The organism is Pseudonocardia sp. NPDC049635, assembly GCF_040659795.1.
Taxonomy (GTDB): Bacteria; Actinomycetota; Actinomycetes; order Mycobacteriales; family Pseudonocardiaceae; genus Pseudonocardia.
In genome coordinates this window covers 51,090-68,321 of record NZ_JBFAON010000009.1, presented here as the reverse complement: position 1 = coordinate 68,321, position 17,232 = coordinate 51,090, and the positions used below count along the sequence as shown (strand labels likewise).

16 protein-coding genes and 1 tRNA gene are annotated in these 17,232 nt (G+C 73.7%); 8 read left to right on the top strand and 9 right to left on the bottom strand.

Translation table 11 applies throughout. The annotated features are described in order from the left end of the window. Nucleotides 1-54: 54 nt before the first annotated feature. The gene (locus AB0J24_RS13480) at nt 55-618 is read right to left on the bottom strand and encodes a class I SAM-dependent methyltransferase (protein ID WP_358680179.1); all 564 of its coding nucleotides are present in this window, start codon (nt 616-618) and stop codon (nt 55-57) included. A 285-nt stretch (nt 619-903) separates the two neighbouring features. On the opposite strand from AB0J24_RS13480, the gene AB0J24_RS13475 reads away from it, so the two are divergent. Both AB0J24_RS13475 and AB0J24_RS13470 read left to right on the top strand, forming a co-directional pair. Beyond that, nucleotides 904-977 (top strand) — tRNA-Leu (locus AB0J24_RS13475). A 159-nt stretch (nt 978-1,136) separates the two neighbouring features. Next, nucleotides 1,137-2,435, top strand: coding sequence for an APC family permease (locus tag AB0J24_RS13470; RefSeq protein WP_358680177.1), 1,299 nt, complete (start codon nt 1,137-1,139; stop codon nt 2,433-2,435). 9 nt (nt 2,436-2,444) lie between these two features. On the opposite strand, the gene AB0J24_RS13465 is transcribed toward AB0J24_RS13470, so the two are convergent. Then, entirely contained in the window at nt 2,445-3,113 is a 669-nt protein-coding gene (locus tag AB0J24_RS13465) for a class I SAM-dependent methyltransferase (RefSeq protein ID WP_358680554.1), read from the bottom strand. Nucleotides 3,114-3,354: 241 nt separating this feature from the next. Beyond that, nucleotides 3,355-3,825, bottom strand: coding sequence for a MarR family transcriptional regulator (locus AB0J24_RS13460; RefSeq protein ID WP_358680174.1), 471 nt, complete (start codon nt 3,823-3,825; stop codon nt 3,355-3,357). A gap of 101 nt (nt 3,826-3,926) precedes the next feature. Here AB0J24_RS13460 and AB0J24_RS13455 point away from each other — a divergent pair, with 101 nt between their 5' ends. Further along, a complete protein-coding gene (locus AB0J24_RS13455; protein ID WP_358680171.1) occupies nt 3,927-4,979 on the top strand; it encodes an MsnO8 family LLM class oxidoreductase in 1,053 nt (350 codons plus the stop codon). 18 nt (nt 4,980-4,997) lie between these two features. Here the strand turns inward: AB0J24_RS13455 and AB0J24_RS13450 are convergent, their stop codons facing one another. Beyond that, nucleotides 4,998-7,562 carry an MMPL family transporter gene (locus AB0J24_RS13450; RefSeq protein WP_358680168.1) on the bottom strand — a complete coding sequence of 855 codons (2,565 nt, stop codon included), beginning with the start codon at nt 7,560-7,562 and terminating at the stop codon, nt 4,998-5,000. A gap of 80 nt (nt 7,563-7,642) precedes the next feature. Here AB0J24_RS13450 and AB0J24_RS13445 point away from each other — a divergent pair, with 80 nt between their 5' ends. Continuing rightward, complete coding sequence (locus AB0J24_RS13445; protein ID WP_358680165.1) at nt 7,643-8,236, top strand: TetR/AcrR family transcriptional regulator; 594 nt, start codon at nt 7,643-7,645, stop codon at nt 8,234-8,236. A 317-nt stretch (nt 8,237-8,553) separates the two neighbouring features. Then, a complete protein-coding gene (locus AB0J24_RS13440) occupies nt 8,554-8,823 on the top strand; it encodes a hypothetical protein (protein WP_358680162.1) in 270 nt (89 codons plus the stop codon). A gap of 94 nt (nt 8,824-8,917) precedes the next feature. Here AB0J24_RS13440 and AB0J24_RS13435 read toward each other — a convergent pair whose 3' ends face one another. The 4 genes from AB0J24_RS13435 to AB0J24_RS13420 form a co-directional block, all read right to left on the bottom strand. Then, the gene (locus AB0J24_RS13435; RefSeq protein ID WP_358680159.1) at nt 8,918-9,307 is read right to left on the bottom strand and encodes a nuclear transport factor 2 family protein; all 390 of its coding nucleotides are present in this window, start codon (nt 9,305-9,307) and stop codon (nt 8,918-8,920) included. Between the two features lie 91 nt (nt 9,308-9,398). Beyond that, a complete protein-coding gene (locus AB0J24_RS13430; protein WP_358680156.1) occupies nt 9,399-10,361 on the bottom strand; it encodes a DUF2332 domain-containing protein in 963 nt (320 codons plus the stop codon). 94 nt (nt 10,362-10,455) lie between these two features. Further along, a complete protein-coding gene (locus tag AB0J24_RS13425; RefSeq protein WP_358680153.1) occupies nt 10,456-11,184 on the bottom strand; it encodes a uracil-DNA glycosylase in 729 nt (242 codons plus the stop codon). Beyond that, on the bottom strand, nt 11,181-12,134 hold the full coding sequence (locus AB0J24_RS13420) for a Ppx/GppA phosphatase family protein (RefSeq protein WP_358680151.1): 954 nt from the start codon (nt 12,132-12,134) through the stop codon (nt 11,181-11,183). Before AB0J24_RS13420 ends, AB0J24_RS13425 begins: the two co-directional genes overlap by 4 nt. Before the next feature lie 86 nt (nt 12,135-12,220). Between AB0J24_RS13420 and AB0J24_RS13415 the strand changes: the two genes are divergently transcribed. Continuing rightward, nucleotides 12,221-13,885: an acyl-CoA dehydrogenase family protein gene (locus AB0J24_RS13415; protein ID WP_358680148.1), complete on the top strand. Its 1,665-nt coding sequence runs from the start codon at nt 12,221-12,223 to the stop codon at nt 13,883-13,885. Nucleotides 13,886-13,948: 63 nt separating this feature from the next. Here the strand turns inward: AB0J24_RS13415 and AB0J24_RS13410 are convergent, their stop codons facing one another. Beyond that, nucleotides 13,949-15,139: an acyltransferase family protein gene (locus AB0J24_RS13410; protein ID WP_358680145.1), complete on the bottom strand. Its 1,191-nt coding sequence runs from the start codon at nt 15,137-15,139 to the stop codon at nt 13,949-13,951. Nucleotides 15,140-15,250: 111 nt separating this feature from the next. Here AB0J24_RS13410 and AB0J24_RS13405 point away from each other — a divergent pair, with 111 nt between their 5' ends. Together AB0J24_RS13405 and AB0J24_RS13400 are read left to right on the top strand one after the other, a co-directional pair. After that, nucleotides 15,251-16,582 carry a sensor histidine kinase gene (locus AB0J24_RS13405; protein WP_358680142.1) on the top strand — a complete coding sequence of 444 codons (1,332 nt, stop codon included), beginning with the start codon at nt 15,251-15,253 and terminating at the stop codon, nt 16,580-16,582. Beyond that, nucleotides 16,579-17,208 carry a response regulator transcription factor gene (locus tag AB0J24_RS13400; protein ID WP_358680139.1) on the top strand — a complete coding sequence of 210 codons (630 nt, stop codon included), beginning with the start codon at nt 16,579-16,581 and terminating at the stop codon, nt 17,206-17,208. Before AB0J24_RS13405 ends, AB0J24_RS13400 begins: the two co-directional genes overlap by 4 nt. Nucleotides 17,209-17,232: the final 24 nt, after the last annotated feature.

Below are 17,232 nucleotides of genomic sequence, written 5' to 3'. Positions count from 1 at the left end.
AACGGCCGCCGTCGGTGGGCCGGCCGGTCGGCGCGGTGTCGTCGGTGCGACCGTTCAGCGGGTGGTGAACCGGTGGACGCGGAGCGCGTCCTGCACCACGGGGAGGTGCCCGGCGGCGGACAGGAACGGACGCAGCCAGACCCTGGGATCCCGGACGGTCATCTCGTCGATCACCGCGATGTCGTCGAGCTCGCGCAGCGTGCGGTGCCGGCGCGCGAAGTCGGCCGGGTGCCACGCCCAGTGGAACGACGTCCCGAGGGCCCGGAACGTCGGGGCCCAGCGGGAGGCGGTCGCCGACCACGCCGAGACCGCGTCGAACGCCAGCTCGGCACGCCGGGTCCCGGAGACGATCCGGTCGACGAGGGCGTGCACGGCGGCCGGCCGGATGTACATGAACAGCCCCTCGGCGACGACGAGCGTCGCGCGGTCCGGGTCCACCTCCCGCCACCAGCTCTCCGCCGTCACCGAGCCGGGGACCTGCCGGACGTGTGCCGGGAAGTCGTAGAGCCTGCGCCGGACGTCCATGACCTCCGGCTGGTCGACGTCGAGCCAGCGGCACGACGGCGGCGGCGCCAGCCGCAGCGGGCGGCTGTCCAGGCCACAGCCCAGGTGCAGCACCTGGCCGTGCGACTCCCCCGAGGAACGCGCGGGTCCACCCGTCCAGCACCGCGGCCCGGCAGGCGATGATGGTGGCGTCACCCGCGAGCTGCCAGAGCCCGTGGACGTCGTGCTCGATACGGTCGTAGACCTCCTCGGCGTACGGGTCCCCGAGGATCGGCCTGCGGCTGCGTGCGTCGTGGCGCCGCATGTAGAGGGTCATCAGCAGGGTCGCGGCGGCGCCGCGCAGGTCCACCTTCTCGGTCCCCGCCATCGCGAACCTCCCCCTGGCTACGCTGGCATCGCGCCCCCGTGGCCCAACGGCAGAGGCAAGCCCCTTAAAAGGGCTACCGGTGTGGGTTCGAATCCCACCGGGGGCACCCTGTGATGGCGCAGGACATCAGCATAGGGCCGGACCCACGGGTCCGGCCCGTGTCCCGGGAACTGCCCGCCTCGGCCCGGTGGCCGCGGGCCGGCCGGAACCCGCCCGAATCACCGAGCCGACACGTCCCGATCCCCGACCCAGCAACGGAGACGCGATGACGCCCGGTCCCGACCCCGGCACGCCCCGCCCCGAGGGCCTGTCCCGCGCGTCCCCGGGCGGCGGACTGTCCCGGCGGCTCGGGCTCGGTGATGCGGTGATGATCGGGCTCGGCTCGATGCTGGGTGCCGGGGTGTTCGCCGCGTTCGGGCCCGCGGCGGCGGCCGCCGGGTCGGGGCTGCTGATCGCCCTCGTCGTCGCAGCCGTGGTGGCCTATGCCAACGCCACCTCCTCGGCGCGGCTCGCCGCACTGCATCCGGAGTCCGGCGGTACCTACGTCTACGGCCGGCGTCGGCTCGGCCCCACCTGGGGGTTCGTCGCCGGTTGGGGATTCGTGATCGGCAAGACCGCCTCCTGCGCCGCGATGGCGCTCACCCTGGGCGCCTACGCGTGGCCGGACCAGGCACGTCCGGTGGCCGCGGCCGCGGTGGTGGTGTTCACCGCCGTGAACTACCTCGGGGTGTCCAAGACGGCCCGCCTCACCCGCGTGCTGGTGGTCCTCACCCTGGTCGCACTCGCCGCCGTCGTCGCCGGGGCCCTCACCAGGGCCGGGACGTCGACCGCGCAGCTGGTCGACTGGTTCCCCCACGGGCCGCTCGGGATCCTCCAGGCCGCCGGGTTGCTGTTCTTCGCCTTCGCCGGCTACGCCCGCATCGCGACGCTCGGTGAAGAGGTCCGCGACCCCGCCCGGACCATCCCCCGGGCGATCCCGCTCGCGCTGGGGATCGTCGTGGCCGTCTACGCCGTCGTGGGGGCCACGGCACTGGCCGCGGTCGGCCCCGCGGCCCTCGCCGGCTCCGCGGCCCCGTTGGCGACCGCCGCCGACGCCGACGGCGGCGTCCTGGCCGCGGTGGTGCGGACCGGCGGTGTCGTCGCCACCGCCGGGGTGCTGCTGTCGTTGCTGGCCGGGATCGGCCGCACGACCCTGGCGATGGCCCGGGACCGTGAGCTCCCGCACCACCTCGCCGCCGTCCACCCCCGCTACCGGGTCCCGCACCGCGCCGAGCTCGTGATCGGCGCCGTGGTGCTGGTACTGGTGTCGACGTTCGATCTGCGCACGGTGATCGGGTTCTCCAGCTTCGCCGTGCTCGTGTACTACGCCATCACCAACAGCGCCGCCCTCACCCTCCATCGGCCCGATGACCGGCGGCGCTCCGCTGTCGCGTTCCTGGGCCTGGCAGGGTGTCTCGTGCTGGCCGTCACCCTTCCGCCCGCCAGCGTGATCACCGGTGCCGTCGTGCTGCTCGTCGGCCTCGTCGGCCGTGCCGTGGCCGCTCGCCTCCACCCACGAACCTGATCGTCGGTGTCACCGGCCCGGAGGTCCCGGCGACGACCCGGCCTCCAGCACGAAGAACAGGAACCACGGGAAGGCGTTCGACGACATGTGCGCGGCCTGCTCCGGGAACGCCTCCCGGGCGCCGGGGGCCAGGGGCGGTTCACCGATGCCGGCGATCCGGAAGCCGGCCGCGGTGAAGGCGTCGGTAATGGCGTGCAACGGCCGGTGCCAGAACCGCATCGTGACCGCGTGCCCGCCGACGGTCCACTGGAACGACCAGGGGCGCACCGCGAGGTAGTCGGTGCCGGGTGGAGCCTGCAGCCGGCTCTGGAACGGATGCTCGACGGCTGCGATCAGCCTCCCGCCCGGGGCCAGGACACGCCTCATCTCGGCCAACGGCGCCGACCAGTCCTCGAGGTAGTGCAGGACCAGCGACGCGATCACGTCGTCGAAGGACGCGGCGCGGAACGGCAGCGGGTCGCGCAGGTCCGCGAGCCGCAGGTCGGCGTCGTCGCCGAGACGGCGGCGCGCCAGGTCGAGCATCGCAGAGCTGGAGTCGACGCCGGTCACGGTCGCGCCCCGGTCGCGCAGTGCCCTGGACAACGGCCCTGATCCGCATCCGGCGTCGAGGATCCGCCTGCCGCGGACGTCACCGGCCAGGTCGAGGATCGCGGGGCGCTCGTAGTGGCCGTTCACCAGGTTGTGCTCGGTCTCGGCCGTGTAGGCCTCGGCGAAGCTGTCGTAGTCGTTGACGGCGGGGGGGGTTCCGCGTGGCCGGCGGGCCCGTCGGGGGTGATGTGCACACCCGCAGAATCGCGTGGCCCTCCGGGGTGGCGTCGGGGGGCCCGACGCGGCTCCGCCCCGCGCGCCGCCGCCTGGGTCCCCGACCTGCTCGGGAGCTGAGCCGACCCGGACCGGGCAGCGCGCTGTGCCCGCGGGTTCAGGGGCCGTGCCGGGTCCCGGCCGGCTCCCGGGCGAGGTGATCCGCGACGCGGCGCAGGACGGCGGCCGTGTGGGCGAGGCGCCCCGGCTCCACCCCGGACAACGCGTCGCGGAGGATCTCGCGCCGTGCGGCGTGCACGCTCTCCAGGGCGCGCGTCCCCTCCGCGGTGATGGTGATCAGGAACGCGCGACCGTCGGAGGCGGCGCGTTCCCGCTGCACCAGACCCGCCGTCTCCAACCGCTTGAGTCGAGGCGTCACCGACGACACGTCCACACCGTGGCAGGCCGCGATGTCGGAGACCCGCAGCGCCCCGCGGGCGGCGAGGTGTTCCAGCAACGCCCAGGACGCCGGCGGCAGGTCGTGCCCGCTGCGTTCGGCGAGATCACTGACGGTGGCGCGGTCGGTGAGGCCCCGCAGGACGAGCGCCAGCGAACGCTCCAGCTCGTCGAGCTCCGCGCCCTGTCCCATACCCGGACCGTAGTCGCCGGTCGCCATAACCAACAAGTTTGGCCAAACCAACTATGCGGGTACAGTGCGGCCCGTCCCCGCCCGACGCAGGAGGTCCGCCCGTGAGACTGTCCGTCGTGGACCTCGGCACCGTCGGGCCGGACGGTTCGGAGGCCGTTGCGCTTGCCGAGTCCCTCCGGACGGCCCGCCACGCCGAACGGCACGGGTTCCACCGCATCTGGTTCGCCGAGCACCACCTGGCGACCTCGGGCGCCTCCCACCACCCCGAACTGCTGATCGCCGCGGCCACGACCGTGACCTCGCGCATCCGGCTCGGTTCCGGCGGGGTCCTGATGAACCACTACAGCCCGTTCAAGGTCGCCGAGATGTTCGCCCAGCTCGAGGCGATGGCGCCCGGGCGGATCGATCTCGGCATGGGTCGCGCGACCGCCGGCCCGGTCATCGACCTCGCCCTGCAGCAGAACCGGCAGAACCCGCACCGGGCCGACCACCAGCAGCAGGTCCTGGAGACCCTGGCCTGGCTGCACGAGACGTTCCCCGAGGACCACCCGTTCCACGGGCACCGGTTGGTCCCCAGCGTGCCCAGTACTCCGCACACGTGGCTGCTGGGGTCCAGCCCGGACGGGGCGAACCTGGCGGCGGGCCTGGGGATCGGCTACACCTTCGCCGGGTTCATCAACCCGCCCGCCGCGGCCCCGGCGCTGCTGCGGTACCGCCGGGCCTTCCGCCCGCAGGGCTTCGGCCTCGAGACCCCGCGGGCGATCCTCGGGGTCAACGTGACGGTCGGTGAGACGACCGCCGAGGGCCACCACCTGGCCGGCTCACCGAAGGGCTTCTACGCCCGGCTCGCCCGGGCCGGACGCGCAGCGGCCACCGTGATGGTCCCGACGCCTGCCGAGGCCGCCCGCGAGCTCACCCCGGCCGAGCGGGACGAACCCACGGTGATCGTCGGCGGCCGCTGGCCGCGGTTCGTGGCCGGCAGCCCCGACGACGTCCGCGCCACCCTGGAGCAGATGGCCGCCGAGAGCCGGGCCGACGAGATCATGGTCCAGAACCTGATCGCCGAGCCCGAGGTCCGCCGCCGCTCCCACGAACTGCTCGCCGAGGCCTTCGCTCTCCCCCGGATCGACGAATCCCGCACCGCGGCCCACTGACCGGGTCCACGAGCGCGCTCAGGACCGGCCCTCCGCCCCGACGACATCGGTCTCCGACCCGGAGCGGACCGTGGCGGCCTCGGCTGCCGGTTGGCGGCGCTCCAGGGCCGCACCTTCGACGTCGACGTCGGGAAGGATCCGGTCGAGCCAGCGCGGGATCCACCACGCGGCCCGGCCGAGCAGGTGCATGAGCGCCGGCATGAGCAGCATCCGGACGACGAAGGCGTCGACGAGGACGCCGAACGCCAGTCCGAAACCGATCGAGCGGATCATCATCGAGTCCGCGAAGACGAACCCGGCGAACACCGAGACCATGATCAGCCCCGCCGCGGTGACCACGGCGCGGCCGGCACGGAAGCCCTGGACCACGGCCACGCGCGGGGACGCGCCGTGCACGTAGGCCTCGCGCATGCCCGAGGCGAGGAACAGTTGATAGTCCATCGCGAGACCGAAGAGCACGCCGACCAGGATCACCGGCAGGAAGCTCAGGAGGGGCCCGGTGGCGTGGATGCCGAACAGACCGGCGAGCCACCCCCACTGGAAGACCGCCACCAGCGCCCCGTAGGTCGCGAACAGCGACAGCACGAACCCTGCGGTCGCGACGAGGGGCACCAGGAACGAACGGAAGACACCGATCATGATGATCAGCGACAGGCCGATCACCACGGTCAGGTAGACCGGGAGCACGTCCAGCAGGTTCTGCGAGATGTCCATGTTGACCGCGGCCTGACCCGCCACGCCGAGCGTGATGTCCCCGTCGACGGCCGGGAGCGCGCGCAGCGCCGTCACGAGCTGCGCGGTGGACTCGGCGTTGGGGCCCTCGGCGGGAACGACCTGGAACGCGGTGACCCGGTGGTCGTCGGACACCGCGATCGGGGCCACGGCCACCACGTCGTCCTGCTCGGCGATCACCCGGGCCACCGCGAGCTGCGCGTCGAGCACCCCGTCGTCGTCGAGCCCGGCGGGCAGCTCCGCCGACACCAGGAGCATGCCGTTGACGCCGGGGCCGAACTTCTCCTCGATCGTGGTGAAGGCGGTGTGGGAGGCCGAGCCCTCCGGCTCGGTCGACCCGTCGGGCAGGCCGACCCGCATCGAGGTCGCCGGGACCGCGATCACCAGCAGGGCGGCGATGCTCACCACAGCGGTGACCAGGGCGCGCCAGGTGGGCATCGGCGCGACCGCCGCACCGGTGGCCTGCGGGGTGCTCCCGGCGCGCTCCCGGGCCGCACGGCCGAGCAGGCGGGTGCCCGCCAGCCCGAGCAGAGCAGGGGTCATCGTGACCGCCAGGAGCACCGCGACGACGACACAGACGGCGGCGACCGTGCCCATCACGCCCAGGAACGGGACCCCGACCACGTTCAGCGCCAGCAGGGCGACCACCACGGTGGCCCCGGCGAAGACGACGGCGTTGCCGGCGGTGCCGTTCGCCAGGCCGATCGACTCCCCGACGTCCATTCCCTCGACGAGCTGCCTGCGGTGCCGGTTGATGATGAACAGCGAGTAGTCGATCCCCACCGCGAGACCGAGCATCACGCCCAGCACCGGGGTCACCGAGTTCATCTCGACGACGCCGGAGAACGCGAGCGCACCCGCGACGCCGATCCCGACCCCGAGGATCGCGGTGACCAGCGGGAACGTCGCCGCCAGCAGCGATCCGAGCACCACCACCAGCACGACCGCCGCGACCGCGAGGCCGACCGCCTCGCCGACGCCGAACAGGCTCGGCACGCCCTGGGCGATGTCGGTCGAGAACGAGACCTCGACCCCGTCGACCGGCTGGGACCCGAAGTGCTCGACGACCGCCTGCTTCGACTCCTCGGTCAGCTCCAGCCGGGGCTCGGTGAACGCGATGTTCATCAGGGCGGTCGAACCGTCCGCGGAGACCGTGCTGATGCCCTCGGACAGCTCGAACAGCTCCGTCCCGACCTCCAGGACCCGCCGGTTCTCGTCGAGCTCGACCTGCGCCTCGTCCAGCCGCGCCCGTTCCCGGGGGATCTGTTCACGCTGGGCGTCGAGCTGCGCCTGCTGGGCGTCCAGCTGCCCCAGCTGCACCTCGAGTGCAGCGGCCGGCAGACCGGCCGCTTCCAGCTGCGCCCGTGCGGCGTCGAGCTGCGCCTGGGCTGCGTCGAGCTGGACCAGGCCGGACTCGATCTGCTCCCGGCCCCGTTCGAGCTGCTCCTGCCCGTCGGCCAGCTGCTGGCGGCCGGCCTCCAGCTCCTGGCGCCGGTCGGCGAGCTGTTGTTCGGTGACGAACGGGTCCACCACCGACGCCACGTCGGGCAGGCCCTCGGCGTCCCGGGCCAGCGCGCTGATCGCCTCGCGCTGCGTGTCGCTCAGCGGGCTCCCGTCGGTGGTCGAGAACACCACCAGTCCCGACGCGCCGCTGATGTCGGGCAGCGCCTGCTCCAGCTCGGCGATCACCTCACCCGAGGCCGTGCCCGGGATGTCGAAGTTCGACGCGAGCGGCGTGAAACCGGCCAGGAACGCCCCGCCGGCCACGGCGAGCACGGCGATCCAGGCGGCGATCACCGCCCGTGCCCGCCTCGCCGCGAACCTCCCCAACCGGTACAGCAGCCCCGCCATGCCCCCACCCTTCGTAACCGGATCGTGCATATTGACGATACGGTTCGTCTCGTCTCGACGGCCGAGATTATCATCGGGAGATGGCCGAACACCGGAGTGGGCCCGTGCGCAGCGACGCAGCGCGGCTCGCCGTCCTGACCGCGACGGCGGCCCTGTTCGAGGAGCGTGGATACGACCAGCTGACCATCGAGGGCATCGCGGCGAGAGCCCAGGTCGGCAAGCAGACCGTCTACCGGTGGTGGCCCTCGAAGGGCGCCATCATCGCCGAGTGCCTGCTCGAAGGCCTCGTCCTGCCCGAGACGTTCACCCCGCCCGACACCGGTGACCTGCGGGCCGACTTCATGACCTGGGTCGAGCGGATCTTCCGGGTGCTCGAACAGCAGCGCGGCCAGGACCTGTTGCGCTCCCTGATCGCCGCGGCGGCCGAACACCCCGACGTCGGCCGGCGGCTGCGCGACGCGCTCGCCGCCGAGGCCTCCTTCGTCCGCAGACTCCGCTCCGCCGCCGACGCCGACCAGGTCTCGCCCGACGTCCCCCTCCTGGAGCTCGGTGAGGCCCTCGCCGGAACGATCGTCCTGCGCGCCCTCAGCCGCGAACCGATCGAGCCCGCCACCGCCGGGCGACTCTTCGACGCCGTCCTCGCCGCGCGGCACCCGCTCGACCCGCCCCGGTAGCGTGCATCTCGCAACGACCGGGGGGTGGGTGTGGACGCGTCACCGCCGTGCTCCGGGATCCTGCTCGCCGGGCCACCGGGCAGCGGCAAGCGCACCGTCGCGTTCGCCCTGACCGGCCTGCGCCGCTGTTACGCCCGGCTCCCGGCGCTGAGCACCGCGACCGACCCGACGGTGGACGCCGAGCGGGCCACCCCCGCGCACCTCGACGAGCTGCGCGCCTGGGCGCAGATCGTGCACGGGTTCACCGTGGGCCCGGCCGAGTCCTGCACGACCGGGCGCGGCCGGCCGCGCTCCGCGAGCAGGGCCGCCTCCCGGTCGTGTGCGTCGAGGGTGCCGACGCGCGGTCCGCGTTCGAGCGCGAGTCCCCCCACTGGCTGCCCGTCCTGCTGTGGTGCCCGGCCGACGAGGCCCGGACCAGGGCCGGCCGCGGGCTGCCCGGACCGCCCGTCCGCGACTGGACGCGCCGGTGGGAACGGTCGAGCAAGGGTCTGCTCGCCGCGGCGAGACACTTCACCCTGACCCTGCGGACGGACCGGCTGGACGCCGTCGCCGCCGCCCGGGTCATCCATTCCGCCGCGCGCGGCTGACGTGCCGGGGTCGCCGCCTCCGCTCCGGATGTGTTTCATCGCGAACCCGGTCAACGTCCCGGTCCGCCACGAACCCACGATCGTCACCGGGTGATCAGAACATCCCGTTGGCGTTCGCCGAGGTGGCCGAGACGATCTGCAGCACGTCCCAGTGCTCGACGACCTTGCCGTCGTCGTCCACGCGGAAGATGTCGATGCCGGCGCAGTCGTCACCGCCCGGCCAGCTCTGGTGGCAGTGCAGCACCACCAGATCCCCCTCCGCGATCGTGCGGACGAACCGGACCGACTTGCCGGGGTACTCCGCCGCCATCCGCTCGAAGTAGTCGATGAACGCCTGCTTCCCGTCCGCGACGTGCACGTTGTGCTGGATGTAGGTCGCCCCGGCGTAGCGCTCGATCGCCTCGGCGGGCCGGCTCCGGTTGAACATGAGGTCGTAGAACGCCCGGACGTTGTCCTTGTTGCGCTGCAGGTCGGTTTCGGTCACGTCGGACTCGCCTCCGGTGCACGGGGTGTGGTGGAACCAGCCAACCCCGGTGCGGTCGCCTGCATTCCGCGGCACGCACGGCCCACCGACCTCAGAGCGACTCGAGCCAGGCCCCGTGCGGATCTGCCCGCGCCACCACCCGGTCGTCGCGGGAGATCAGGAACGCCGACGACGGCGTGCCCGTGGTCGGCGCGATCCCCGCCAGGACCTGTTCGCCCTCGAAGCCGATCCGGATCGCCCCGGCCTCGGCGACCTGCCGGACGAAATCCTCCCGGTCCTCCGGCGGCAGGTACGCCAGCACCGCACTGTGCAGGACCACGCGTGTCGCGTCCGGCGGCGCGTCCGCGAGGTGTTCGGCGAGGCCGGTCCGCAGGTCACCGGCGATGACGCGGGGCGGTTCGGCCGCGGCGTCGGCCAGCGCCGTCCGCAACCGTGCCAGGCGCTCCGGCTGGCCCGGCCAGACCAGGGTCTCCAACCACCGCACGTCGTCCGGGTCCGAGATGTCGACCGGCGCCAGGTCGAGCCCGGCCCGCCAGGCGATCCCCGGCAGCCGCGACGGCGGGGCGGTGTCACCGCGGAGTTCGCAGCGCAGGGTCACCGCGGCGTCGGACGGACCGAGGGGCTCACCGACGCCGTAGTCGTAGCGGTACCGGTCCATCCGCAGGCACAACCCGGCGCTGGCACCCACCTCGAGGAGCGCAAGCGGTTGCGGCAACCCGGCCAGCACCGGGAGCAGCGCCGCGCACCGGCCGATCTCGTTGGTCTGGGTCGACCGGGCCAGCACGACGGACCGGATCCGTGCCCAGCCGTCGAGCAGGGTAGGGCGCAGTTCCGGGTAGCCGTCCGCGTCACCGGTGACGAAGCGGACCGCTCCGAGGACCAGATTGGGCTGCCGCTTGCCCGGCGGCAACGAGTCGATCAGTGCGAGGACCTCGGGGTCCCCGGCGATCCCGGCGGCGAACTCCTCGTAGCGCGGCGAGCGGCCCCGCGCCTGGATCTCGGCGAACCGCCGGTAGTTCTCCGCCGTGGAACGGGTTGGCTCAGCACCGATCACAGCCGGCACTCTTCCATCCGGGGCGCCGGGCGGCAGCCCGGTGGGCGCACGGCCGTCGTCGTCGCGACGCGGACATGTCTCGACCATGCGGAGTTCAGCCGCGGGGGCGCGACGGGGCCAGCCCGGCGCTGCGGGCGGCGTCGGCCAGCACCGTCTCCAGCATGGCCGGGGTGAGCCGCCCGGTGAAGGTGTTCTGCTGGCTGACGTGGTAGCAGCCGACCAGACTCAGCGGAGCACGCCGGAAGTCGGACGGCGCGAGCGTCACCGACGCGCCGTGCCCGAACTTCGGCGCCGGCCGGGGCACCTCCCATCCCGTACCCGAGAGCACCGGCAGCAGCGCCTGCCAGCCGAACCCGCCGAGCACCATGATCGACCGGACCGTGCCGGCGAGCAGGTCCAGCTCGCGTTCCAGCCAGGTCCGGCAGGTGTCCCGTTCCGCGGGCGTCGGCTTGTTGCCCGGCGGCGCGCAGTGCACCGGCGCGGTGATCCGGACGCCGTGGAGTTCCAGGCCGTCCCCGGCGTGCACCGAGGTCGGCTGGGACGCCAGCCCGACGGCGTGCATCGCCGCGTACAGCACGTCACCGCTGCGGTCGCCGGTGAACATCCGCCCGGTTCGGTTGGCCCCGTGCGCGGCCGGGGCCAACCCGACGATCAGCATCGCGGCGTCGGCGGGCCCGAAACCGGGAACCGGACGCCCCCAGTAGGTCTGGTCACGGAACGCGGCCCGCTTCTCCACCGCGACCCGCTCCCGCCACTCGACCAGCCGCGGGCAGGCCCGGCACTCGACGATCTGCGCGTCGAGGCCGGCCAGTGTCGGGCTCATGCGATCGAGCGCGCGATGCCGTCCAGGATGTCGTGCTCGGAGACGATCACGCGGTCGATCTTCGCGCGGGCGTGCAGCTCGTCGGCCAGCGCCTGCACGACCAGCGCCCCGGCGCCGATCACGTCGACCCGGCCCGGGTGCAGGGCGCCGTGCTTCTCCCGCTCCGCGCGCGGCGAGTGGATCAGCAGGTCGGCGACCCGGTGCAGCTCGTCGCGGGTCAGCGACGACAGGTGCACCGCCTCCGGGTCGTAGCGCGGCAGCTCCTGGGAGATCCCGGACAGCGTGGTGATCGTCCCGGCGACACCGACCCACGTCCGTGCGCCCTCGACCGGCACCGACGCGAACGCCTCGGCGAGAACATCGGCCGCGACCCGGCGGGCGTCGTCCACCTCGGACTCCGAGGGCGGGTCCGAGTGCAGGCAGCGCTCGGTGAGCCGGACCGACCCCATGTCCACCGATCGGGCCGCGCTCACCTCGGCGACACCGTCGCGCAGCTCGCCCACGACGACCTCGGTCGATCCGCCGCCGACGTCGGTCACCACGAACGGCCCGTCGTCGGGGTCGAGATCACCCACCGCACCGACGAACGACAGCCGGGCCTCCTCGTCGCCGGTGATGATCTCGGCCTCGACACCGAGCGTGTCGCGCACCATCGCGAAGAAGTCCTCGCGGTTCGCGGCGTCGCGGGTCGCCGAGGTGGCGACCATCCGGACCCGCTCGGCGCCCTTGCGCCGGGCTGCGAGGGCGTAGTCGACGAGCGCGAGCCTGGTCCGCTCCAGCGCCTCCGGGTCGAGCTTCCCGGTCGCGTCGACACCTTTGCCGAGCCGGACGATCCGCATCTCGCGATGCAGGTCGCGCAGCTCCTTCGCCCCGTCGAACGCCTCGGTGACATCGGCGACGAGCAGTCGGATCGAGTTGGTCCCGCAGTCGATGGCGGCCACCCGCGACATCGGCACTCCCTGGGCTGGACGACCGGTCGCCGCCACCGTACGCGCACGGCTGGAACCCGACCCGCCGACCAAGTTACTCTCGGGTAGTGACGACGACGCGCGCCCGCCCGGAGACACCGGCCCCGGTGTCCGATCTCGGCACCCACGAGGTCATCAACCAGGTCCCGCCCCGTCCGGAGGGCGGGCTGCTCGCCACCGACCCGGCGCTGGTCGAGGCGCTGCTGCGGGAAGGCGGGGACCGGGCCGCGCTGGAACGCCTCGCCGCCGCCGTCGGCACCGCGGAACACCACGAGCACGCCAGGACCGCGAACGTCCACGAGCCGGAGCTGCGCACCCACGACCGGGCGGGCCACCGGATCGACGAGGTCGGGTTCCACCCGTCCTGGCACGAGCTGATGCGGGTCAGCGTCGAGCACGGGCTCGGCGGCACGCCGTGGACGGCGGCGCCCGGCTCGGGCGCCCACGTGACCCGGGCGGCCGGGTTCTACCTGACCTCCCAGGTCGAGCAGGGCCATCTGTGCCCCATCTCGATGACCTACGCCTCGATCCCCGCGCTACGGCACGCCCCCGAGCTGGCCGCCGGGTACGAGCCGGGACTGACCGCGCGCGACTACGCACCGGGGCTCGCCGAGCCGTCGACCAAGCCGGGCCTGCTCGCCGGGATGTCGATGACCGAGAAACAGGGCGGATCCGACGTCCGCTCCGGCACCACGGTCGCCGCCCCGCAGCCGGACGGCAGCTACCGCCTCACCGGGCACAAGTGGTTCACCTCGGCCCCGATGAACGACCTGTTCCTCACCCTCGCCCAGGCCCCTGGCGGCCTGACCTGCCTGGTGCTGCCCCGGGTGCTCCCGGACGGCAGCCGCAACGCGATCCGGCTCCAGCGGCTCAAGGACAAGCTGGGCAATCGGTCCAACGCCTCGTCCGAGATCGAGTACCACGGCGCCGTCGGATGGCGGGTCGGCGAGGATGGCCGCGGCGTCCGGACGATCATCGAGATGGTCTCGATGACCCGTCTGGACTGCGTGCTCGGCGCCGCCGGGACCCAGCGGGCGGCCGTCGTCGAGGCCGCGCACCACACCGCGCACCGGTCGGCGTTCGGCGCTCGGCTGATCGAGCAGCCGCTGATGCGTACGGTCCTCGCCGAGCTGGCCGCCGAGTCGGAGGCCGCGACCGTGCTCGGTCTGCGGCTGGCCGCAGCGGTGGATCGCGGCGAGGGTGCGCTGCTGCGCCTCGCGCTCCCGGTGTCGAAGTACCTGGTGTGCAAGCGGACCTCGGCGGTCGTCGCCGAAGCGCTGGAGTGCCTGGGCGGCAACGGCTACGTCGAGGAGTCCGATCTGCCCCGGCTCTACCGGGAGGCCCCGCTCAACTCGATCTGGGAGGGGTCGGGCAACGTCACCGCGCTGGACGCCCTGCGGGCGATCGGCCGGGAGCCCGACGCGGTGGACGCGCTGCTCACCGAGATCGACCTGGGCGCCGGGCGGGACGCCCGGCTCGACGCGGTGATCACCGCGCTGCGCACCGAGCTGGCCGCACCGCAGGAGCGGCGGGCCCGGCGGCTCGCCGAACTGGCCTGCCTGGCGCTGCAGGGGTCGTTGCTCGTCCGGCACGCCCCGTCCGCGGTGGCCGAGGTGTTCCTCGCCGCCCGCCTCGACGGCGACGGGCCGCTGCGCACCGCGGGCGCCCGGCCCGGCAGCGTCCCGACCGACGCCGTCGGGCTGCTGCTGGAGCGGGCCACCCCGGCCGGTTGAGCGTGGCGCCGCGCTCCCCGCGGTGCAGCCACCCGGCACCGATCCCGCCGAGCGCGGCCGGCCTCATGCCTCGGCGTGCCCCCGGCGCAGCAGCACCGGCCGGTGTCGGCGCCCGTTCAACCACCGCCCGACCCAGGTGCCGCGGACCAGCACGTCGTAGCTCACCAGCAGCAATACCCCGGCGACCACCCAGGTGACGAGCACCTTCACCGGGATCGGCCAGGGGAGGTCGACCATCAGGAGCTGGATCCCGATCAGCACCGGCAGGTGCAGCAGGTACACCCAGTACGCCGAATCCGACAGATAGCGCACGGTCGGGCTGTACCGGTCGAGGACGCCTGCGAACAGGCCGAGCAGGCCGTAGGTCCACGCCGTGCCGGCGAGCGCGGTCACCCCCGCCGAGACGACGAGCGGGGCACCCCACCCCTCGACGAGTGCCCCGAGCACGGTGGCGAGGACGGCGATCCCCAGGTGGACCGGCCACGCCCGCGCGATCCGGCGCAGCGACTCCGGGTGGGCGTGCAGCGCCCAGCCGACCGCGAACGCGCCGCCGTAGCCGATCAACGCGGGCAGCGACGGGACCAGCGTGCGCGGCTCGACGATCCCGCCCCCGGAGCCCTGCACCAGCAGCGCGACCAGGTACGGAAGGGTGGCGACCGGCATCCCGGCCGGTCCGGCGAGCAGACCACCTGCGGCCGCGACCAGCCGCTGTACCCGTTCGGCCCCGAGCACCGTCGTGGCGACCGCCCGCAGCACCAGCCAGACGACGATGATCTCCATCAGGACCAGCAGGAACCACAGCTGGCCCGGGCTGAGGGCGAGCAGGCCGGTCGGCGTACCGGGCGGCGGCTCGGGCGGGACCGGTACCGGCGTGCCGAGGACGGCCGCGCCGAGCACCACCAGCGCCACCATCCCCCCGACCGAGATCGGCCAGAACGCGACCAGCGGCAGCCCGATCCGCAGCAACCGGTCACGTAGGTACCCGCCCGGCCCGCGGCGGCCCAGCATCATCGCGCCGAAGTATCCGGCGAGCAGCATGAACGTCGTCATCCGGAACAGGTGGATCACGTACACCGGCAGCCCGGCCGCCGGATCCGTGACGCTGTCGGTCACCAACCAGCCCGAGTCCGGTATGTAGGCGAGCATCGTGTGCAACACGATGCCCAGCCCGAGCGCGAGCGCACGGAGCGCGTCGAGGCCGTGCAGCCTGCGCCGCTCGGTCCCGGCCGGGACGGTGTCGGTGGTCGATGACATGCCGCACACGCTAGGAACCCGGCCGGCCCTCGCGCTTCCGACGATCGTCGATCGCCGCATCAACCAGGTGGTGGAGGTCCCGCGAGCGCGCCGACCGGGAAGAATGCCCCCATGGCTCCGTCCGGCCCGCTCCTGGAGCGGCCCCGCGCGCCCGCACGACCGCGGCCCGCACCGGTGGCGGGCGGTTCCGCCGTCGGCCGGCTGCCGTTCGCGATGATCGCGGCGGCCTGCCTGGTCGGCTGGGTCACCGTCGGGATCCTGCTGGACGCCGACGACGTCGCCTGGTCGATGCTCCCCGCCGGGGTCGCCGCGGTCGGCAGGGTGCTGCTGCGCCGGGCCGAGCTGCACCGGGCCCCAGGGTCCCCCACGGTCGTCGTCCTGCTCCTGCTCCACCAGGTGGCGGTGATCGCCGCGACCCTGCTCAACCCGTTCTTCTGCATCTACGCCTTCATCGGCTACATCGACGCGATGACCCACCTGCGGGGTCGCCCGCAGATCACCTGGGTCCTGCTCACGGCACTGACCTGCGCGCTCGGGCAGAGCGGCAGCATCCCCGGGATCCAGGGCGCTCCGGTGGTCTTCGTGCTGATCGCCGCGGTGAACGTCGTCGTGGCCACCGTCATGATCCGCGCCGACCGTGCGCGGGAGCGGGTGGTCGCGGAGCGCGAGCGGGCCGTCGAGGAACTCGCACGGGTCACCAGGGACAACGCCGCCCTGCACGACCGGCTCGTCGCCCAGGCCCGCGAGACCGGCGTCGCCGAGGAACGGGCCCGGCTCTCCCGCGAGATCCACGACACGGTCGCCCAGGGGTTGGTCGCCGTCATCCGCCAGCTGGAGGCGCTCCCGCCGGGCCTTGATCCGCCGGTGCGGGACCGGATCGAGCGGGCCGAGGAGGCTGCCCGGGACTGTCTGCTGGAGGCCCGCAGCGCGGTCGCCGCGCTGTCCCCGCACCAGCTGGCCGACCGCTCGCTGGTCGCCGCCCTGGAGGATCTGGTGCGACGGTGGGCGCGCGAGCACCGGGTGGTGACCCAGCTCGACGCCGACGACGCCCCGACCGCGATCGCACACGAGCGGGTGCTGCTGCGGGTGGCGCAGGAGGGGCTGGCCAACGTCGCGGCACACGCCTGCGCGTCGACGGTGCAGGTGCGCCTCGCCGGGTCGGACGTGGGCACCGTGCTCGAGGTGCGCGACGACGGAGCAGGCTTCGACCCGGACACGGTGCCCCGCGGACGGGGCCTGGACGGCATGGCCGAACGGGTCCGGGCGGCCGGTGGTGAGCTTGAGCTGCGGTCGACCGCCGGGCTCGGCACGCTCGTCCGGGCCCGCCTCCCGGGCGGCCCGGCGGCCGATCGGGCCGGCTCGGCGGCCGGGCGGGCCGGTGGGGCCACGACGACGACCGACCGGGCGGCAGCACCGGCGGAGCGAGCGGGAGGGCCGGTATGAGCGAAACGGGACGGTCGGTGCGGGTGGTCGTCGTCGACGACCACCCGGTGGTCCGGGACGGGATCACCGGCATGTTCACCGCCGAGCCGGGGATCGAGGTCGTCGGGGAGGCGGCGGGTGGCGACGAGGCCGTCGGGATCGTGTCCCGGGCCGCGCCCGACGTCGTGCTGCTGGACCTGCGGATGCCCGAGGGTTCCGGGATCGACGCGATCCGCGCGATCCGGGCCACTGACCCCGAACGTCCCCGCATTCTCGTCCTGACCACCTACGACACCGACCGCGACATCCGCGGTGCGATGGCCGCGGGTGCCGACGGATACCTGCTCAAGGACGCCCGACGGGCCGACCTGGTCCGGGCCGTGCACGACCTCGTCGCCGGACGCCCGGTGCTCGCCCCGGTCGCGCTGGCCACGCTGACCGACCGGTCGCCCCGGCCGGCCTTGACCAGCCGCGAGATCGAGGTGCTGCGGCTGGTCGCCGACGGCACCACCAACCGCGCCATCGCCGGTCGGCTGGGCATCTCCGAGGCGACCGTGAAGACGCATCTGGTGCACGTCTACGAGAAGCTCGGTGTGGTCGACCGGGCGTCGGCGGTCCGGCTGGCGTGGGAGAGCGGCCTGGTCTGAGGAGGATCTGCGGCGTCGGCACCG